We start from the raw sequence: 17,553 nt of genomic DNA, 5'->3' as shown, positions 1-17,553 counted from the left end.
ATGGGCTGACCCTATGTGTCGTAAAAGTTGTTGAGGTACACTCGGACACAACGAAATCACTATTCCTACGAACCACCTGTTTAGATCTTGCGAGGTTTGCCATGGCTGACTACAAAGCGCCCCTGCGCGATATGCGCTTCGTCCTCAATGAAGTTTTCGAGGTCGCCAAACTCTGGGCCGAACTGCCAGCGCTCGCCGAGACCGTCGATGCTGAAACCGTCGAAGCCATTCTGGAAGAAGCCGGCAAGGTCACCAGCAAAAGCATCGCGCCCCTGAGTCGTGCCGCTGACGAAGAAGGTTGCCACTGGGCCGACGGTGCCGTCACCACCCCGGCCGGTTTCCCACAGGCGTATCAGACCTACGCTGAAGGCGGTTGGGTCGGTGTCGGTGGCGATCCGACCTACGGCGGCATGGGCATGCCCAAGGCGGTTTCGGCGCAGGTCGAAGAAATGGTCAACTCCGCCAGCCTGTCGTTCGGTCTGTACCCGATGCTGACCGCCGGCGCCTGCCTGTCGATCAACGCCCACGCCAGCGAAGAGCTGAAAGCCGCGTACCTGCCGAACATGTACGCCGGGGTCTGGGCCGGTTCCATGTGCCTGACAGAACCGCACGCCGGTACTGATCTGGGGATTATCCGCACCAAGGCCGAACCTCAGGCTGACGGTTCCTACAAGGTCAGCGGCACCAAGATCTTCATCACCGGCGGCGAACACGACCTGACCGAGAACATCATCCACTTGGTACTGGCCAAACTGCCGGACGCGCCAGCAGGGCCGAAAGGTATTTCGCTGTTCCTGGTGCCGAAGTTCATGGTCAACGCCGATGGCAGCCTCGGTGCGCGCAACCCGGCGAACTGCGGTTCGATCGAACACAAAATGGGCATCCAGGCATCCGCAACCTGCGTGATGAACTTCGACGAAGCCGTGGGTTACCTGGTCGGCGAGCCGAACAAAGGCCTGGCGGCGATGTTCACCATGATGAACTACGAGCGTCTGGGTGTCGGCATCCAGGGCCTGGCCTCGGGTGAACGTTCCTACCAGAACGCCATCGAATACGCCCGCGACCGTCTGCAAAGCCGTTCTCCGACCGGCGCACAAAACAAGGACAAAGTGGCTGACCCGATCATCGTCCACCCGGACGTGCGTCGCATGCTGCTGACCATGAAAGCCTCGAACGAAGGCGGTCGTGCATTTTCCACTTACGTGGCGATGCAACTGGACACCGCCAAGTTCAGCGAAGACGCCAGCACCCGCAAGCGCGCGGAAGACCTGGTCGCACTGTTGACGCCTGTGGCCAAGGCATTCCTGACTGACCTGGGGCTGGAAACCACGGTTCACGGCCAACAGATTTTTGGCGGTCACGGCTACATCCGTGAGTGGGGCCAGGAGCAACTGGTTCGTGACGTGCGTATCACGCAGATCTACGAAGGCACCAATGGTATTCAGGCGCTGGACCTTGTAGGACGCAAGATTGTCGGCAGCGGCGGGGCGTTCTACAAACTGTTCGCCGACGAGATTCGTCATTTCACCGCGACGGCCAGTGCTGATTTGGCGGAGTTCACCAAACCGCTGAACGACGCAGTGGGCACCCTCGACGATCTGACTGCATGGCTGCTGGACCGGGCGAAAAACAACCCGAACGAAATCGGCGCTGCTTCGGTCGAGTATCTACAAGCATTCGGTTACACAGCCTATGCCTACATGTGGGCACTGATGGCCAAGGCAGCCTTCGGCAAAGAAGCGCAGGACGATTTCTACGCGAGCAAACTGGGTACGGCGCGGTTCTATTTCGCCCGTCTGCTGCCGCGTATTCACTCGTTGAGCGCGTCGGTAAAGGCGGGAAGTGAGTCGCTGTTCCTGTTGGACGCAGGACAATTCTGACCCTGTAACGTCATGTAAGCATTCTCTTACATGACGTGCTGCTGTTTTCCCATATGCGCAAATTGGATCCAGAGCTAATCTACTTCACATGGACGTCGCGCAGGAAGCGCAAAGCAACAACACGGACACGTAGGATTCTGCCAGGACGGCGGAGTGAAATGGATGTCAGGGAAACAGTCTGCAAAGCCCCGCTTCGGCGGGGTTTTCTTTTGCCTGAAGAAAAGTTCAGCTCAACCCATCCAGGGCCGTCGGGCTACGCAAATGCTCATCCATCACCTCTTCCAGCAATGTCCGCAACAACGCCAGCGAAGCTTGTTGCCGCTGCACATCCCGACACACCAACCCGACTTTAAGCGGTACCCGCGGCTCACTCAGTGGTTTCCACAGCAACTCTTGGTCGCCATGGGTCTTTTGCGAGCGTCCGGGCAGCACAGTCGCCAGCCGCGTGTGCGGCAGGCTGTCGAGAATCCCCGCCATGTTGTTCAGCTCGGCCTGCACCTGCGGCCGGCGTCCAAGACTGGCTAATTGTGCCTGCCAGATCTGCCGCACCTGGAACTCTTCACCCAACAGCAACATGGGCAACTCGGCGGCCTGGCTCATGGAGACCTTCTTGAATTCGCGCAACTGATGGTCCGCCGGGATGACAAGGGTCAGCTCATCTTCGTACAACGGCACGCCGTGCAAACCCGGCTGACGGGGCGGCAGGTAACTGATGCCGATGTCCAGCGAACCATTGAGTAGCCGCCGCTCGATTTCCAGGCCGGTCAGTTCATAGATCTGCACCACCAGATGCGGCTGTGCCTTGCGCACACGTTCGAGCATTTGCGGCACCAGGCTGGAGTGGACGGTCTGCAGCACGCCAATGGCCAAGGTTCGCAGCGCCTTGCCCTTGAAATTGCCCAAGGCTTCGCGCGCGCGTTGCAAGCCATCGAGCAAGGGCAGGGCGTGGTTGTACAACGTGTGCGCCGCCAGGGTGGGCAACAGACGCTTGCTGCTGCGTTCGAACAGGCTCACATCAAGGTTCTGTTCGAGTTGGCGGATCTGTTGGGACAACGCTGGCTGGGAGATAGAAAGCCGCTCGGCGGCCCGACCGACGTGGCCCTCTTCGTAGACCGCGACGAAATAACGCAGTTGTTTGAAATCCATAAGTAATACTTATCGAAAATGCTGAGAAATCGAAATGGCTCAGTGCCTTGCCTACGCCTAGTCTAACTGCATTCACAAGGTTTACAGGGCCATAAAGCACGATGAATACCGTTTACAGCGATGGTGTTTACATAGGCAAGGCAAAAAACCTCGGACGAGGTTTTATCCGATGAATCTGTTCAACCTGCGACGCAAGCCACCGAGCCTTGATGACCTGGCGATGGACACTTCCCTGCCGGCCAGAAGCGACAACTTTTCCAGCGAGTGCCTGATGCCCAGTGTCGAACGACCGAAACAGATTTTCGTGCGTGGCCAAGGCTCCTGGTTGTGGGACAGCGATGACCGCGCTTACTTGGATTTCTCCCAGGGTGGCGGCGCCAATAGCCTCGGACATAGCCCCTCGGCACTGGTCAAAGCGATTTCGGAACAGGCTCAGTCGCTGATCAATCCGGGTTTCGGACTGCACAACCGCGGCATGCTCAACCTCGCCGACCGGCTCTGCACCAGCACCGGCAGTGACCAGGCGTACCTGCTCAACAGTGGCAGCGAAGCCTGTGAAGCGGCGATCAAGCTGGCGCGCAAATGGGGCCAGCAACATCGTGGCGGCGCTTCGCGGATCATTGTGGCCAGTAAAGGCTGTCATGGCCGTAGCCTGGGGACGATTTCTGCGTCGGACAGTTCGAATCTGATCAACCGATTCGAGCCACAGTTGCCGGGCTTCAGCCATGTCCCGTTCAATGACCTGCCCGCCTTGCATGCGGCCGTGGATGCCCAGACGGTCGCGATCATGCTCGAACCGATCCAGAGCGAGACCGGGGTGATTCCCGCTACCGAGCACTACCTCAAGGGCGTCGAGCGCTTGTGTCGTGAGCTTGGCATTCTGCTGATATTTGACGAAGTGCAAACCGGCGTCGGGCGCTGCGGCACATTGCTTGCCGAACAGTCCTACGGCGTGCGGGCAGATATCGTGGTGCTCGGCAAAGGGCTCGGTGGTGGCGTGCCATTGGCGGCATTGTTGGCGCGAGGCAAGGCCTGTTGTTTCGAAATCGGCGAAATGAGCGGCACTCATCATGGCAATGCGTTGATGAGTGCCGCCGGGCTTGTCGTGCTCGACAGCGTGCAGGACAAGGGCTTTATCGATCATATGCGGGAAACCGCTCAGCATCTGGGCGAAGGCCTGAGTCGTCTGGCCCATCGCTATGGTCACGGCGAATTGCGCGGGCAAGGGCTGCTCTGGGGGCTCGATCTGTCCGACGATTCGGCCGACGCCGTAGTCAAGGCTGCGTTGTACGAAGGCTTGCTGCTCAATGCGCCGCAACCCGATTGCCTGCGCTTTACCCCGGCCCTTACGGTCAGCAAGGCCAATATCGACGAAATGCTCCTGCGCCTGGCCCGCGCCTTCTCCCGCGTACGCACTGCGCAACTGCAGTGCCGCAAAGGTATTGCGGTCTGATCAGACCCGTCCTACACGAATTTCCGAACCGTCTCGCGGTATAACGCAGCGCCCCACGTTTGATTCTTTTCGCGTGGGGCGTTTTTTTGTCTCTGCGTTTTGCCGAAGGCATTTCAGTTCTTGAGCGATAGCAGGATCAATGGTTGCCCGCGAATGGGGCGCTACGATTTCAGTCCGCCAACTCCATCACCCGCCGATAAAACAACCATTCCTGCTCCAGCGCATGGGCCTGATTGCCTGCCTTGCGAAAGCCATGACGTTCGTCGGCGTAGTAATGCGCTTCGACCAGAATGCCGTTGTCCTGTAATGCCTTGACCATGTCGCGGGTCTGTTGCGGCACCACCACGGCGTCCAGTTCACCCTGAAAGAAGATCATCGGAACGCTGATGTTGTTCGCGTGTAGCAACGGCGTGCGCGCGGCGTAGCGTTCAGCGTCCTCTACCGGGTCGCCGATCAACCAGTCCAGATAATCGCCTTCAAACTTGTGGGTGACGCGGCCCAGCGCAACGGGATCGCTGACGCCATACAGGCTGGCGCCCGCACGAAAGATCTTGTGAAAGGCCAATGCGCACAATGCGGTGTACCCGCCGGCGCTGCCGCCACGGATAAACGCTTTATCGCCGTCGATCAGTTCGCGTTCGGCGAGGTAGCCGACCACTGCGCAGGCATCTTCCACATCTACCTCGCCCCAACTCAAATGCAGCGCCTGGCGATAAGCGCGGCCGTAACCACTGCTGCCTCGGTAATTGAGGTCGGCCACGGCGAAGCCGCGTTGTGCCCAATACTGGATCCGCGGGTCGAACATCGGGTAGCAGGCTGAAGTCGGGCCGCCGTGAATGAACACCACCAACGGCGGTTTCGTGTCACCAGTCATCGCCGGGTAGAAGAAACCGTGGGCCTCGCCCGAGCCGCTTGGATAGCACAGGGTTTGCGGGCGGCTGATCTGTTCGGCGGGCAGCGGTGCGATACCGCCGGCCAGAACGTTGACCTGGCGTGTTTCACGGTCGATGGCAATGACTGCCGACGAACTGACCGGCGAAGCAGCGATGCAGTAGATGAACTGTTCATCCTGTGCGAGATGGCGGAAGCGGCTGTAGTTACCCGTGAAATCGTCACAGGAGCCATCGCCATGATAAAGCCCCAGTCGACCAAAACCGCCCTCGGTCCAACTCGCCAGATAAGTGTCTTCGCCCAACGGCAACCAAGTGCAACCCCCCAGTTGCCAGGGCGCCGGTCCATGGTCGGCGGCAGCATTCGTGAGTGGGCTCAGACCGTCGGCCGACTCCACCCACGGCTGCCAGAAACCGCCGCGATCGGTCAGACAATACAGACGGCCGCTGTCATCGAATCTCGGTTGTTGCAGTGACTCCTGAGCACCGTCACCGGCCACACAACGTGGCTGCGCAAAGGTGTGATCGCGCTGTCGCTCGGCAACCATCAGGCGAGTCGCGGTCCAGGGCTGATCCGGGCGATTCCACTCGATCCAGGCCAGTCGCCGGCCGTCGGGGCTCAGGGTCGGTGCCGCGTAGAAATCGGCACCCTCGGCCAGAAGATGACGTTGGCCGTCAGCCAGATCGATCGCCACCAGGCGATGCCGATCGCGGTTCTCTTCAACCGCCAGCACCTGCCCGTTGGCGAATTGCAGATCGCCGTAACGGTATTCACTTGAAGTCAGCACCTCAGGCGTCTCATCGGTCAGTGATTGCCGATACAGCTGCTGATCTGCCTCGTTGACGAACACCAGCCCGTCATCGGTCAGACAAAACGCGCCGCCGCCATATTCGTACACCCGGCTGCGCACACTGAAGGTGGGCGGTGTCAGGCAATGGGCCTGACCGTCGCGCCACTGCCAGACTCGGCAGGCAGCATCTTCGGGGCGGTACTCGTTCCAGAACAGGCCATGTGGCCCGACCTGCAACTCGGCGAAGTCGATGCCGGCCGCGACCGCCCTGGCGGCGCTCAAGGGTTCAACTTTTGGCGATGAGGCGTGAGTTTCGTTCATTGCGAAAGGCCAGTTGTTCGATGGTCTGGGTCGCGTGCTCGGCTTCTTCGCGGGCCTTGAGGATCACGCCGTGATGTTCCGACTTGCTGCACACCGGGTCGGCATTGCTCGCGTCACCCGTGAGCATGAACGCCTGGCAACGGCAGCCGCCGAAGTCCTTTTCTTTTTCGTCGCAGGAGCGGCACGGCTCGGGCATCCAGTCGTAACCGCGAAAGCGGTTGAAGCCGAACGAGTCGTACCAGATGTGCTGCATGCTGTGGTCGCGCACGTTGGGAAACTGCACCGGCATCTGTCGGGCGCCATGACAGGGCAGGGCGGTTCCGTCCGGCGTGACCGTCAGAAAAATACTGCCCCAGCCGTTCATGCAGGCTTTCGGACGTTCTTCGTAATAGTCCGGCGTCACGAAAATCAGCTTGCACGGATGCCCTTCGGCTTCCAGTTTCACGCGATATTCGTTGGTGATGCGTTCGGCGCGAACCAGTTGTTCCTTGGTCGGCAACAGACCGACCCGATTGAGCTGGGCCCAACCATAGAACTGGCACGTCGCGAGTTCGACGAAGTCTGCCTCAAGGGCAATGCACAGCTCGATGATCCGGTCGATCTTGTCGATGTTGTGCCGATGGGTGACGAAGTTCAGCACCATCGGATAGCCGTGTGCCTTCACCGCACGGGCCATTTCGAGTTTTTGCGCGAAGGCCTTTTTCGAGCCGGCCAGCAGATTGTTCACCTGCTCGTCGCTGGCCTGGAAGCTGATCTGGATGTGGTCCAGACCGGCCTTCTTGAAGTCGCTGATTTTCTGCTCGGTGAGGCCGATGCCGGAGGTGATCAGGTTGGTGTAGAACCCGAGTTTGCGCGCCTCAGCGATCAACTCGGCGAGGTCCTGGCGCACCAGTGGCTCACCGCCGGAAAAACCCAACTGCGCCGCGCCCATTTCCCGGGCTTCGCGAAAGACTTTGATCCACTGCTCGGTGGTCAACTCCCGGCCTTGCTCGGCGAAATCCAGCGGATTGGAGCAGTACGGGCATTGCAACGGGCAGCGATAGGTCAGCTCGGCCAGCAACCAAAGGGGCAGGCCGATTTCGGGCTTGGGCGGTAACTTGCCTGACACGGAATCAGGCAAGTTCGATCCAGTGCTGAGCACGGGCGACCTCCATGAATTGCTCGATGTCGTCACCGAGCTCGGGCACGCCGGGGAACTGTTTGTCGAGCTCGGCGATGATGGCCGCAACATCTCGCTGGCCATCGATCAAACCGCCGATCAGCGCGGCGCTATCGTTGAGTTTGATCATGCCTTCGGGGTAGAGCAACACATGGCCTTTTTGCGCCGGTTCGTACTGGAAACGGTAGCCGGGACGCCAGGTCGGGGTTTTGCTGCGATCGAAACTCATAAGGTGATTCCTTTATGCCAGACCCGCTGCTCGGTCACGCTGTGGTAGGGCGGGCGGTTCAGTTCGTAGGCCATGCTCATGGCATCGAGCATGCTCCAAAGAATGTCCAGTTTGAACTGGAGAATTTCCAGCATGCGCTCCTGGCCTTCCCGCGTCGTGTAATGCTGCAGCGTGATCGCCAGACCGTGCTCGACATCCCGGCGAGCCTGGCCCAGGCGCGTACGGAAATATTCGTAACCGGCCGGGTCGATCCACGGGTAATGCTGCGGCCAACTGTCGAGGCGCGATTGGTGGATCTGCGGCGCGAACAGCTCGGTCAGCGAACTGCTGGCGGCTTCCTGCCAACAGGCCCGGCGGGCGAAGTTGACGTAGGCATCCACGGCGAAACGCACGCCGGGCAGCACCAGCTCCTGAGAGCGCAACTGATCCGGGTCGAGGCCGACCGCTTGCCCAAGACGCAACCAGGCTTCAATACCGCCGTCTTCGCCGGGGGCGCCGTCATGGTCCAGCAGGCGCTGAATCCACTCGCGACGGATTTCGCGGTCCGGGCAGTTGGCCAGGATGGCGGCGTCCTTGAGCGGGATGTTCACCTGATAGTAAAAGCGGTTGGCGACCCAGCCCTGGATCTGCTCACGGGTCGCCCGGCCTTCATACATCGCCACGTGATACGGGTGATAGATGTGGTAGTAGGCGCCCTTGGCGCGCAGGGCCGCTTCAAATTCGGCGGGGGACATTGGAATGTCAGTCATTGCGGTTCTCCGGGAACAACCGGTGGATTCTTTGGTGTCTGGTCGGGCGCCTTCGCGGGCAAGTGCTCCCACAGAGATAGCGCTATCCCTGTGGGAACGTGGCTTGCCCGCGATGGGGCCATCCACTACAGCACAATACTCATGCCGTCATACGCGACTTCAACCCCGCGCCGAACCAGTTCCGCACGCTCTGGCGAATCCTCATCGAGAATCGGGTTGGTGTTGTTGATGTGGATAAGCACTTTGCGCTGCTTGGGCAGTTGTTCCAGCACTTCGAGCATACCGCCGGGGCCGTTCTGCGCCAGATGGCCCATTTCCCGACCCGTGCGCGTGCCAACGCCACGGCGCTGCATTTCGTCGTCATTCCACATCGTACCGTCCACCAGCAGGCAATCGCTGCTGGCCATGATCTTCAGCAGCGGTGCATCGACCTTGCCCAGGCCCGGTGCGTAGAACAGTTTACCGCCGGTGCTCAGGTCTTCGACGATCAGGCCGATGTTGTCGCCCGGATGCGGGTCAAAGCGGTGCGGCGAGTAGGGTGGGGCGGCACTGCGCAGGGGCAGCGGGGTGAAGCGCAGGTTCGGGCAGGCCGGCACGGTGAAGCTCTGATCGAGTTCGATACGGTTCCAGGTCAGCCCGCCGTTCCAGTGGGTCAGCATGGTGAACAACGGGAACCCGGTACTCAGGTCTTCATGGACCATGTCGGTGCACCACACTTGATGCGGGCAACCTTCACGCAGGCTGAGCAGGCCGGTGGTGTGGTCGATCTGGCTGTCCATCAGGATGATTGCGCTGATGCCGGTATCACGCAGCGCGCGTCCCGGCTGCATTGGCGCGAAACTCTGGAGCTGGGCGCGGATGTCCGGCGAAGCATTGCACAGCACCCAGTTCACGCCATCATCGGAAATCGCGATGGACGACTGGGTACGCGCTTCGGCCCGCAGGCTGCCGTCGCGAAAACCTGCGCAGTTCGCGCAGTTGCAGTTCCACTGGGGGAAACCGCCGCCGGCGGCGGAACCTAGAATCTGGACAAACATGGCCGCTCCATCATTGAAAACTGAAAATAAAAACGCCCCGGCAAGCCGAGGCGTAGCACTGCATTCTCTACCAAACGGCAGAGCTTAGCGGCTTGCGAAGTACATGGTGACTTCGAAGCCGATACGCAGGTCGGTGTAAGCAGGTTTGGACCAGGACATAGAAGCGCTCCTTCAGGTGGATGGGACAGTTGAGACCTACACATATAGTCCACCTCCAGCCGGAGATGTTCAGATAGTTAGGTGGCTATGTTACTCAAAATTACAGAGTGATTGGCTGCGAATCTTTGAGAAAGCTAATTGCAGCGCCGGTAATGATCATTTTGCCACTTGCCAACGCGTAGTCGGGCAAGGCCCGCTGGCCAGACAGCGCCAGCCACCTTCGGCCATATTCAGTCGCTGTGCCGCGGCTAGCAAGGCTTTGCGTTCGATCATTAGAATCGACTGAGGCAAGCGTTTCAGGTAATCCGACGAGTGGCCGGCCAGTTTGCCTTGCCAGAGCAGTTCGGCGGCCTGGGCGTTGGGCAGGGCGGTGCTGTCGAATTGATCGGCCAGGGCTTGGCGTTGGGCGATGAAGGTCAGCTCATCGATGCTTTCGATCATCCTTTCGAGCTCGCCGAGGAAATGTTCGATGTGTTGCAACAAGTCCAGAGGCGCGACGCTCGGCGATTGCACGCCGAATAGCATCCCGGTCTGACCGTTGATCTGGCGCAGCCCGCTGAACACGGCATAACCGAGTTGCAGCTCCACCCGCAGGCGCTGATAGAACGGTGTCTGGCACAGGTGTGCGAGCAAACGCCAGGCGGCTTCGTCGGCGATGTCATGGGTTGCCGTCGGACAAAAGAGTAACAGCGCGTGTTCGCTGGAGCCGGTATCGACCGCGTTCCAGAGATGCAGTGAGCCGATCGACAAAGGTGGTGTCGATTGATTGTCTGGTGTTCCCGGCACACGACTCAAGGCAAGCCCCATCGCTGCTTGCGTTTGGGCCGACAGACCGGTCGCCAGGCCATCCCAACGTGCGCTCGACCAGAGTTGCTGCAAGTCATCTGAGGCTGCGGTGTGCTCAGTGCATAGATCGGGCAGCACCTTGAGCAACTGTCGAATCGGCATCAATGGGATGGTCGTCGGTTCTTCCTGTGAGAAACGCGCATCAGGTTTTGTCAGCGCTTTCAGCGCATGTTCGAGGACTGTTGGCATCGGCTCCTGCAGGCCCGTCAGTTTCAGCAGCCATTCATTGCCCGATGCACTGAAGGAAACGTCGACACCCGCCTGACGCGCATCTTCGCGCAACGGCCCCAGGCTGTTTTCCAGATTCGTCTGAAGACGGCTGTGAGGCGCGGACTCCAGGCGCCAGCGCAGATACACCGCACCTTCATCCGTGTTGTCCGGCAACGCCTGACTGAACTGCATCGGCGATCGTTCGCGGCGACTGCGCGAACGATCCTGGGCAAAAGTCCGCAGGCCGCGGTGGGCGCTGGTCTGGCCGCGAATCAAGCCGGCATTCGGGGCTGGAGTCTCGGTACGCAAAAACGGGTTGGGGGTCGGCAGTTGCCACTGGCCGGTGAAGTTATCCACAGCGCCGATTTGTTTCAGGACTGCCTTGAGGGCGACAACGCCCTGTCCGGATAAACCCGGTTCAAGTTGCTCACTGTCCCATTGGGCCAGTTGCAAGGCGCTGCTGACTTGTTGTTGGCGCTGCTGCAGGGCTGCGTACTCTTCGCGCAATGGATCCCAATCCTGACGGGAGGCAAAAAAGCCCAGCCAATCCAGAAGTCGTTTGCGGATCACGCTGCCCGATTGCGTGGCGTTTGCGGGTAGTGTGAATTCGATGTGCAGCAAGGCTTGCCCGGCATAGCGGTAGAGCGGCGCGGCTTTCAGGTTGTCCGCCAGCCCAGAGTTTTGCAGCTGCGCCAACAGGCCGCCGGTTTTTGCGGCATTCAGCCAGTGGCACAGGAACGCCAGTGCTTCGGGCGATGAATCGGGAAGCGCTTCGAAGGTGAACAGCAGATCCAGTCGACGTTCTCCAGCCTGTTGATAACTATTGGCCGAAGAATCCATCAACAGGCTGGGCTTTGCCTGGGGGACTTTTTCACCGGCGGGAATGGCAACGGCAAACGCCTGCGCCGTCCCTTTCAATTCTTCGAGACTCTGCGGGCCGGCCAGGCTCAGCGTCATCTGCCCGGTCTGATAAAACTGCTGATAGAAGTCCTTCAACGCTTGCTGAAACTCGGGCTGTGGAATCGGCAGGCTGTAGCGGTTGCCAGCATGAAACGCCCGCAACGGGTGAGCCGCCGAGAGCCCATCGAACAGCGCGAATTGCTGTTGGGCTGTGGCATCCCGCGACCAGGCGACAAATTCAGCGTGCAGCACTTCCCGTTCCCGCCGCTGATCGTCCGGATTCATACGCGGATGGGCGAGCATGTCTGACAGACGCTCCAGCCCACCGTTGAACACCTGAGGCGGCAGTTCGAAAAAGAAGTCCGTCGTCCGTTCGCTGGTGCGCGCATTCACCTGCCCGCCATGACCTTGCACATAGGCCATCAGCCCTTGCCCGGCGGGAAAGCGCTCTGTACCCAGGAACAGCAAATGCTCGAGAAAGTGCGCCAGCCCCGGCCAGGCCGGTGGCACGTCGTGACTGCCGGCAGCGACCCGCAACGCCGCGGCGCAGCGCTTCAAACCAGGAGCATGACGCAGCGTCACCCGCAGACCGTTGGCCAGGGTTTCAGTGTGAAGGTGGGGGTGATTCAGCGCAGGCATGAGCACTTCCAGAACAGAGAAGCGCTAATGCTAGCGGATTAGGGGGCGTTCTCAATGAGTTTCCACACTGCGCCGGGGAAACTGATTGAGAACGCCCCCTCAGTGGATCAGCGCTTGTTCAGCGCGCCGTAAAGCTCGGGACGGCGATCGAGGAAGTAGCGATTGGCGGCGCGGGAATCGATCATCAGCTGGCGATCCAGCTCACCGACAATCAGCGCTTCATCAAGGCCGGCCTGGGCGATGCGGCTGCCATCCGGCGCGGCGATGCTGCTCTGACCGCAATACTGGATCTCGCCCTCGCTCCCGCAGTAGTTGGCGTAAGCCACATAACACTGGTTTTCGAAGGCCCGGGCGCGGACGGTGACGTCGGCGATGAAATCGTAGGGAATCATGTTCGCCGTCGGCACCAGGATCAGCTCGGCACCGGCCAACGCCAGACGCCGGGCGTTCTCCGGGAACTCCAGGTCGTAGCAGATCAAGAAGCCGAGCTTCCAGCCGTTGAGTTCAACCAACGGAAACTCATCCGGCCCGGGGCTGAACATCGAGTGATCGAGGTCACCGAACAGATGAGTCTTGCGGTAGTTGCACAGCCGCTCGCCATGGGCGTCGATCAACTGCACGGCGTTGTAGATCTGCCCGTCCTCGGTACGCTCGGGGTAGCCATACAAAATGGCGATCCCGGCTGCCTTGGCGATGCGCGCGATTTGCTGCGCCGATTCACCGTTGTGCACCTCCGCCAGCACGCTGACCGCATCGATGCCGATGTTGTAGCCGGTCAGGAACATCTCCGGCAGCACCAGCAAATCCGCGCCCTTGGCCTCCAGCGCCAGTTGATGCAGGCGTTGCAGGTTGCCTGCGACATCCAGGGGCAGCGGTGGGCATTGGTAAAGGGCTACGCGCATTTCGGATTCCTCTTACTCGGGCAGGGCGACCGGACCGATCTCGTTGAACACATCTCCTGGACCCGGGTTTTCGGGGTGAGTTTCACCGCCGAAGTGTTTCATGATGCCCCACACCGCGTTGAGCGAGGTCTGCACCGCGCCTTCAACCCACGCCGGTGTCCATGAAACGTCATCGCCGGCGATGAAAATCCCGCGCTGCTCGGGCGGCATGTCGTCCTGCATGAAGTGCGCGTACATGCGCTGGTTGTAGCGATAGTGGCCGGGCAGGGCGCCTTTGAAAGCCCCGAGGAAATGCGGGTCGGCTTCCCACGACACGGTGATCGGATCGCCGATGATGCGTGCGGCGATGTCGACTTTCGGGTAGATCTTCTTCAACGCATCCAGCGCCAGCTTCACGCGCTTTTCCACTGGCTGTGGAAGCATTTTCAGGGCGTCGCTCATCCACGAGTACGACAGGCAAATCACCCCAGGCTTGTCGTCGCCGTTATCGAACAAGTACGTGCCACGGGTCAGGCGATCAGTGAGGGTCATGCTCATCAGGTCGCGGCCGGTTTCCGGGTCTTTGTCCTTCCAGAACGGGCGGTCGACCATCACGAAAGTTTTCGACGACTGCATGTAGCGGGTACGGTCCAGGGCCATCCACATTTTTTGCGAGAACAGGCTCTCGTCGCATTCGATCTGGGTGGTCAGCAGCCAGCTCTGGCAAGTGGTCAGCACCGCTGCATATTCGCGGGTGTCGCCCCAGTTGTCGGTGACCGCAAAACGGCCGCCTGCCGCATGGGCAATTTTCTTCACGCCGGTACGCGGCGCGCCGTTGTGCAGGGAGCTGAGGCTGGTGCCTTCCGGCCAGTGCACGCAACGCTCCGGCACATGGCGCCAGATGCCTTGCGGCACTTGTTCCACGCCGCCGACCACCAGGTGTTGGTGATCGTCGCAGTTGGTCATTACCACGCGGAAGATTTCCAGCATCGAGTTGGGGAAGTCCGAGTCCCAGCCACCGGTGCCGAAACCGACCTGGCCGAACACTTCGCGGTGATGGAACGAGAGCTTGGCGAAGGCTTTGGAGGTGGCGACAAAATCGTAGAACGTGCGGTCGTCCCACAACGGCACGAGGGTGTTCCACAATTCCTTGAGGCGCGGCACGTCGCGGTCGCGGATGGCTTGCTGGATCTCGCCGAAGCGCGAACCGTCTTCCAGGGCATCGGCCCAGGCGTCAGCCACTTCCTGGAACAGAGCAGGAAGATCCGCCAGTTTCTGTGCGTAATGGGTTTTGCCTTCCAGATCGATCACCGTGCTGCCAGACGCGGGTGTCAGCGGGTTCGGGAAGGGCTTGGTCTCGAGGCCGAGCTTGTCGACGTAGTGATAAAACGCGGTGGACGACACCGGGAAACGCATGCCGCCGAGCTCGGCGATGATGCCTTCGGCACCGTTGAACGCCTGGGAGCGTAGACGACCGCCCATTTTCGAGGCTTCGTAGACGACCGGTTTGAGGCCCAGTTTCATCAGCTCATAGGCGGCCACCAGACCGGCAATGCCAGCCCCGACGATCGCCACTTCGGCGCCGTGATTGTGGGCCGGAATGCTGCCCAGGCCGGCCGGGTGTTCGATCCAGTCGTCAAAGGCGAAAGGAAAGTCCGGGCCGAAAATGGTGACTGGTTTTTTACCGTCTGCAGGATGGCGATTGTTGTTGTTCATGGCTGACCTTGCTGGCGACCCGACGCAGGATGCGCGTCTGAGTATAGGAAAAGATGGCAGCCATTCTAGAGAGCGTAGAACACGTTAATAAGACGCAATGTGTCGTCGTTTTGCTAATTGTTTTATCAATATGACGATATGTCACTACATATTGTAGGTGTGAGCAGTGCGGCGATCCGACTTGCCCGCGAAGAGTCGCGACCAGACACCGAAGGCCTCAAACCGGCTGCCCCCGATCAATCTTGCTGCTCAAGATGATCGAAGTCGTAGTCTTCTCCACCCCATCCACACTGCCGATCTGATCCAGCAACTGATCCAGCTGCTCCGGCGAATCGGTGCGCAACCACGCCACATAATCAAACTCGCCACTCACCGCACACAGCTGCTGCACCTGAGCCATGGCGCTAAGTCGTCGCAGCACTTCCTTGCCAGACCTCGGTTGCACCGTAATTCCGACGTAAGCCTGCAATCCGCCATCCACCACACGCTGACCCAGTCGCACACCGTAACCGGTGATCACCTTGGCCTTTTCCAACCGGGCCAGGCGCGAAGTAACGGTGGTCCGGGCGATCCCCAACTGCCGGGCGAGCATGGCCACACTTTCACGGGCATTGATCTGCAGGGCGGCGATCAATTGGCGGTCGATTTCGTCGAGAACAGGCGGGCGAGTGTCAGGCAAAGGGGTATCTCCAGCGGTACAGAGCAATGGGCAGGCATATTACAGGCAGTCCATGCCCTCAACGGGTTAATTGGATGGACACAAATTGTCACTCGTAGTCGAATGCGCAACCAGGGGCTGTGAAGCGAGGGGATCGAAATGAAGAGCATGCCTGCGGCTCTGCGCGACTATGCACTGCAGATTGCCAATCACGAAATGGGGCACTACGTCGTAGCCCGAGCCCTGGGTTTTGAAACGGGTGATGTGACCCTGAAAGTGACCATGGGCCTGACGCACCATGGCGGGGCCTCCATTACCTTGACGCGGTCCATTTCGTCCATCGATGCCATGAAGGAGCATTTGGAAGCCCGGATAATGGTCCTCGTCGCCGGCGCCATGGCGCAGACATTGCCCGCAAAACACTCGTCCGAGAAACGCGTCGATAAGTCGAAAGCGGCAGCCATCCTGAAAGGAGAGTTTGGGGCGGAACAGGATCACGCAAAAATAAGAGAATTGCGGTACTTGCTTCGAAACATCGCCTATCCCGATACGGATCCAGCGTCGTCCGACAGCATCATTGCTGAGCTGACAGACATTAATGATCGCTTGTGGTTGCGCACTCAAGAAATCGTCGAAGAATTGGCCGAGACGATTACTGGATTGGCAGGACTTTTGGTGGAGCGCATGGTCATTGTGGAGCAGTGGGGGCGGCCGGCGGATACGTATGAGGTTGTGTTGACGGGGGAAGTGCTTGAGCGGTTGCAGCCGGTGCAGGTCATTCCAACGTTAAGTGTTTGGGCTTAAGCATCCGAACGCTCGACCACGATCAGGAAGCCCCGAACAATCGGGGCGTGTTTCAAGAAATGAGCAGGCGCTATTCTTCGGACTCCGTCGCCGTCCGGGCAGGTCGCGGTGTCAGCACCTTCACCACATCATCAATCACCGCTTTGCTCATCGCCGTCAGATAGTGCGCGGCCCAGGCGTGGCGGTCGGTGTCTTTTGCGTAGGCTGCGTCCTCGGCAAATGATTTGGCGAGGGATAGCAGGTCGGAGGCTTGAGTCAATGCGTCGACGATGGGGACGCCCGCGCTGACGTGGAACAGGGGTTGATCCGAGCAATAGGTGAAGGGTGTGAAGCCGATGGTTTTCAGTTCGGAAGCTGCGGGCGGAATTGTTTTGGTCATGGTTCTACTCCTGGGTTCGAGGAGCTGCCCTTTTCGTTACCACACGAAAAGGTGGCAGCTGTACGCAGGGTGGTAAACCGGGAACCAAGGAAACCGGCACGCCCGAGGGCGTCCCACGCACAGCCGCCATATCAAGATCACAGGCATAAAAACTGCCTGTATTCGTAATGAGTGCACTGTTGCGCTGGTTTCACCGGGTTACCACACCCGATCGCTGCATTGGCAGCGACGTCTGGAGAGTATCCCGTCGAAGAAAAGCCCAACAAGGCGGCAAAGTGCCCAAATGCGCCCATTACGCAATTCTCGGAGTTTGCCTACAACGTTAGCGGACGTCATCCGATAACCCACCATCCGCGCAAAATATAACCTGGACGGCAGAGAGGAAAAATGACGCACGACCCGCCTCGGAGCAGCGCACATGGTGCGACCCGAGCTCCGACAGGATGACTGATGCTACAGAATGACCGCGATAATCTGGAACTCGATAAGCTCCAAGTCGAAATCCGGAAATTCATGGCCGAGACCCGCAAGTTTATGGACGAAGAAAGCAAGCTTAGACAGGAAGCTTTTTGGTATCCGTTTGCGGTGGGCGCCGGTCTGGTCACCGCCTTCGTCGCCGCTGTCGGGCTGTGGTCCAAGCTCTAATACCGAGCCCGTCAGAGCGCAGCCAATCATCGGCGGCACTTGAGTTTTGCCACGGAGCAGC

At 59.7% G+C, this 17,553-nt stretch carries 16 protein-coding genes; 4 read left to right on the top strand and 12 right to left on the bottom strand.

Annotated elements, in window-relative coordinates:
* Nucleotides 1–101 precede the first annotated feature (101 nt).
* Nucleotides 102–1,880: an acyl-CoA dehydrogenase C-terminal domain-containing protein gene (locus AC1D2Q_RS18845; RefSeq protein WP_477814159.1), complete on the top strand. Its 1,779-nt coding sequence runs from the start codon at nucleotides 102–104 to the stop codon at nucleotides 1,878–1,880.
* A 225-nt stretch (nucleotides 1,881–2,105) separates the two neighbouring features.
* Here AC1D2Q_RS18845 and AC1D2Q_RS18840 read toward each other — a convergent pair whose 3' ends face one another.
* Nucleotides 2,106–3,026: a LysR family transcriptional regulator gene (locus tag AC1D2Q_RS18840; RefSeq protein WP_477814158.1), complete on the bottom strand. Its 921-nt coding sequence runs from the start codon at nucleotides 3,024–3,026 to the stop codon at nucleotides 2,106–2,108.
* Nucleotides 3,027–3,195: 169 nt separating this feature from the next.
* Here AC1D2Q_RS18840 and AC1D2Q_RS18835 point away from each other — a divergent pair, with 169 nt between their 5' ends.
* Nucleotides 3,196–4,479 carry an aspartate aminotransferase family protein gene (locus AC1D2Q_RS18835; protein ID WP_477814157.1) on the top strand — a complete coding sequence of 428 codons (1,284 nt, stop codon included), beginning with the start codon at nucleotides 3,196–3,198 and terminating at the stop codon, nucleotides 4,477–4,479.
* Between the two features lie 169 nt (nucleotides 4,480–4,648).
* On the opposite strand, the gene AC1D2Q_RS18830 is transcribed toward AC1D2Q_RS18835, so the two are convergent.
* The 10 genes from AC1D2Q_RS18830 to AC1D2Q_RS18785 form a co-directional block, all read right to left on the bottom strand.
* Nucleotides 4,649–6,481: a S9 family peptidase gene (locus AC1D2Q_RS18830; protein ID WP_477814156.1), complete on the bottom strand. Its 1,833-nt coding sequence runs from the start codon at nucleotides 6,479–6,481 to the stop codon at nucleotides 4,649–4,651.
* Nucleotides 6,447–7,589, bottom strand: a complete 1,143-nt coding sequence (gene pqqE, locus AC1D2Q_RS18825; protein ID WP_477814207.1) for a pyrroloquinoline quinone biosynthesis protein PqqE — start codon at nucleotides 7,587–7,589, stop codon at nucleotides 6,447–6,449. The genes AC1D2Q_RS18830 and pqqE overlap by 35 nt, the downstream gene beginning before the upstream one ends.
* Nucleotides 7,590–7,593: 4 nt before the next feature.
* A complete protein-coding gene (gene pqqD / locus AC1D2Q_RS18820) occupies nucleotides 7,594–7,869 on the bottom strand; it encodes a pyrroloquinoline quinone biosynthesis peptide chaperone PqqD (RefSeq protein ID WP_019580716.1) in 276 nt (91 codons plus the stop codon).
* A complete protein-coding gene (gene pqqC, locus AC1D2Q_RS18815; RefSeq protein ID WP_477814155.1) occupies nucleotides 7,866–8,618 on the bottom strand; it encodes a pyrroloquinoline-quinone synthase PqqC in 753 nt (250 codons plus the stop codon). Before pqqC ends, pqqD begins: the two co-directional genes overlap by 4 nt.
* 125 nt (nucleotides 8,619–8,743) lie before the next feature.
* Entirely contained in the window at nucleotides 8,744–9,655 is a 912-nt protein-coding gene (pqqB, locus tag AC1D2Q_RS18810) for a pyrroloquinoline quinone biosynthesis protein PqqB (protein ID WP_477814154.1), read from the bottom strand.
* Between the two features lie 84 nt (nucleotides 9,656–9,739).
* Nucleotides 9,740–9,814 carry a pyrroloquinoline quinone precursor peptide PqqA gene (gene pqqA / locus AC1D2Q_RS18805; RefSeq protein WP_009045898.1) on the bottom strand — a complete coding sequence of 25 codons (75 nt, stop codon included), beginning with the start codon at nucleotides 9,812–9,814 and terminating at the stop codon, nucleotides 9,740–9,742.
* Between the two features lie 156 nt (nucleotides 9,815–9,970).
* Nucleotides 9,971–12,409 (bottom strand): pyrroloquinoline quinone biosynthesis protein PqqF, encoded by a 2,439-nt coding sequence (gene pqqF / locus AC1D2Q_RS18800; protein ID WP_477814153.1) that lies wholly within the window; start codon nucleotides 12,407–12,409, stop codon nucleotides 9,971–9,973.
* 107 nt (nucleotides 12,410–12,516) lie between these two features.
* On the bottom strand, nucleotides 12,517–13,311 hold the full coding sequence (locus AC1D2Q_RS18795; RefSeq protein WP_258612750.1) for a carbon-nitrogen hydrolase family protein: 795 nt from the start codon (nucleotides 13,309–13,311) through the stop codon (nucleotides 12,517–12,519).
* A gap of 12 nt (nucleotides 13,312–13,323) precedes the next feature.
* The gene (locus tag AC1D2Q_RS18790; RefSeq protein WP_477814152.1) at nucleotides 13,324–15,006 is read right to left on the bottom strand and encodes a flavin monoamine oxidase family protein; all 1,683 of its coding nucleotides are present in this window, start codon (nucleotides 15,004–15,006) and stop codon (nucleotides 13,324–13,326) included.
* Between the two features lie 217 nt (nucleotides 15,007–15,223).
* A complete protein-coding gene (locus tag AC1D2Q_RS18785; RefSeq protein ID WP_007980298.1) occupies nucleotides 15,224–15,685 on the bottom strand; it encodes an Lrp/AsnC family transcriptional regulator in 462 nt (153 codons plus the stop codon).
* 138 nt (nucleotides 15,686–15,823) lie between these two features.
* Between AC1D2Q_RS18785 and AC1D2Q_RS18780 the strand changes: the two genes are divergently transcribed.
* The gene (locus AC1D2Q_RS18780; RefSeq protein ID WP_477814151.1) at nucleotides 15,824–16,468 is read left to right on the top strand and encodes a peptidase M41; all 645 of its coding nucleotides are present in this window, start codon (nucleotides 15,824–15,826) and stop codon (nucleotides 16,466–16,468) included.
* A gap of 70 nt (nucleotides 16,469–16,538) precedes the next feature.
* Here the strand turns inward: AC1D2Q_RS18780 and AC1D2Q_RS18775 are convergent, their stop codons facing one another.
* Nucleotides 16,539–16,847 carry a DUF3077 domain-containing protein gene (locus AC1D2Q_RS18775; protein ID WP_477814150.1) on the bottom strand — a complete coding sequence of 103 codons (309 nt, stop codon included), beginning with the start codon at nucleotides 16,845–16,847 and terminating at the stop codon, nucleotides 16,539–16,541.
* A 450-nt stretch (nucleotides 16,848–17,297) separates the two neighbouring features.
* Between AC1D2Q_RS18775 and AC1D2Q_RS18770 the strand changes: the two genes are divergently transcribed.
* Complete coding sequence (locus tag AC1D2Q_RS18770; RefSeq protein ID WP_477814149.1) at nucleotides 17,298–17,492, top strand: hypothetical protein; 195 nt, start codon at nucleotides 17,298–17,300, stop codon at nucleotides 17,490–17,492.
* Nucleotides 17,493–17,553 lie beyond the last annotated feature (61 nt).

The sequence above is a fragment of the Pseudomonas sp. P1_A1 genome (genome assembly GCF_056406935.1).
Note: the sequence above shows the minus strand (reverse complement) of the source record. Positions and strands in the feature narration are given on the sequence as shown.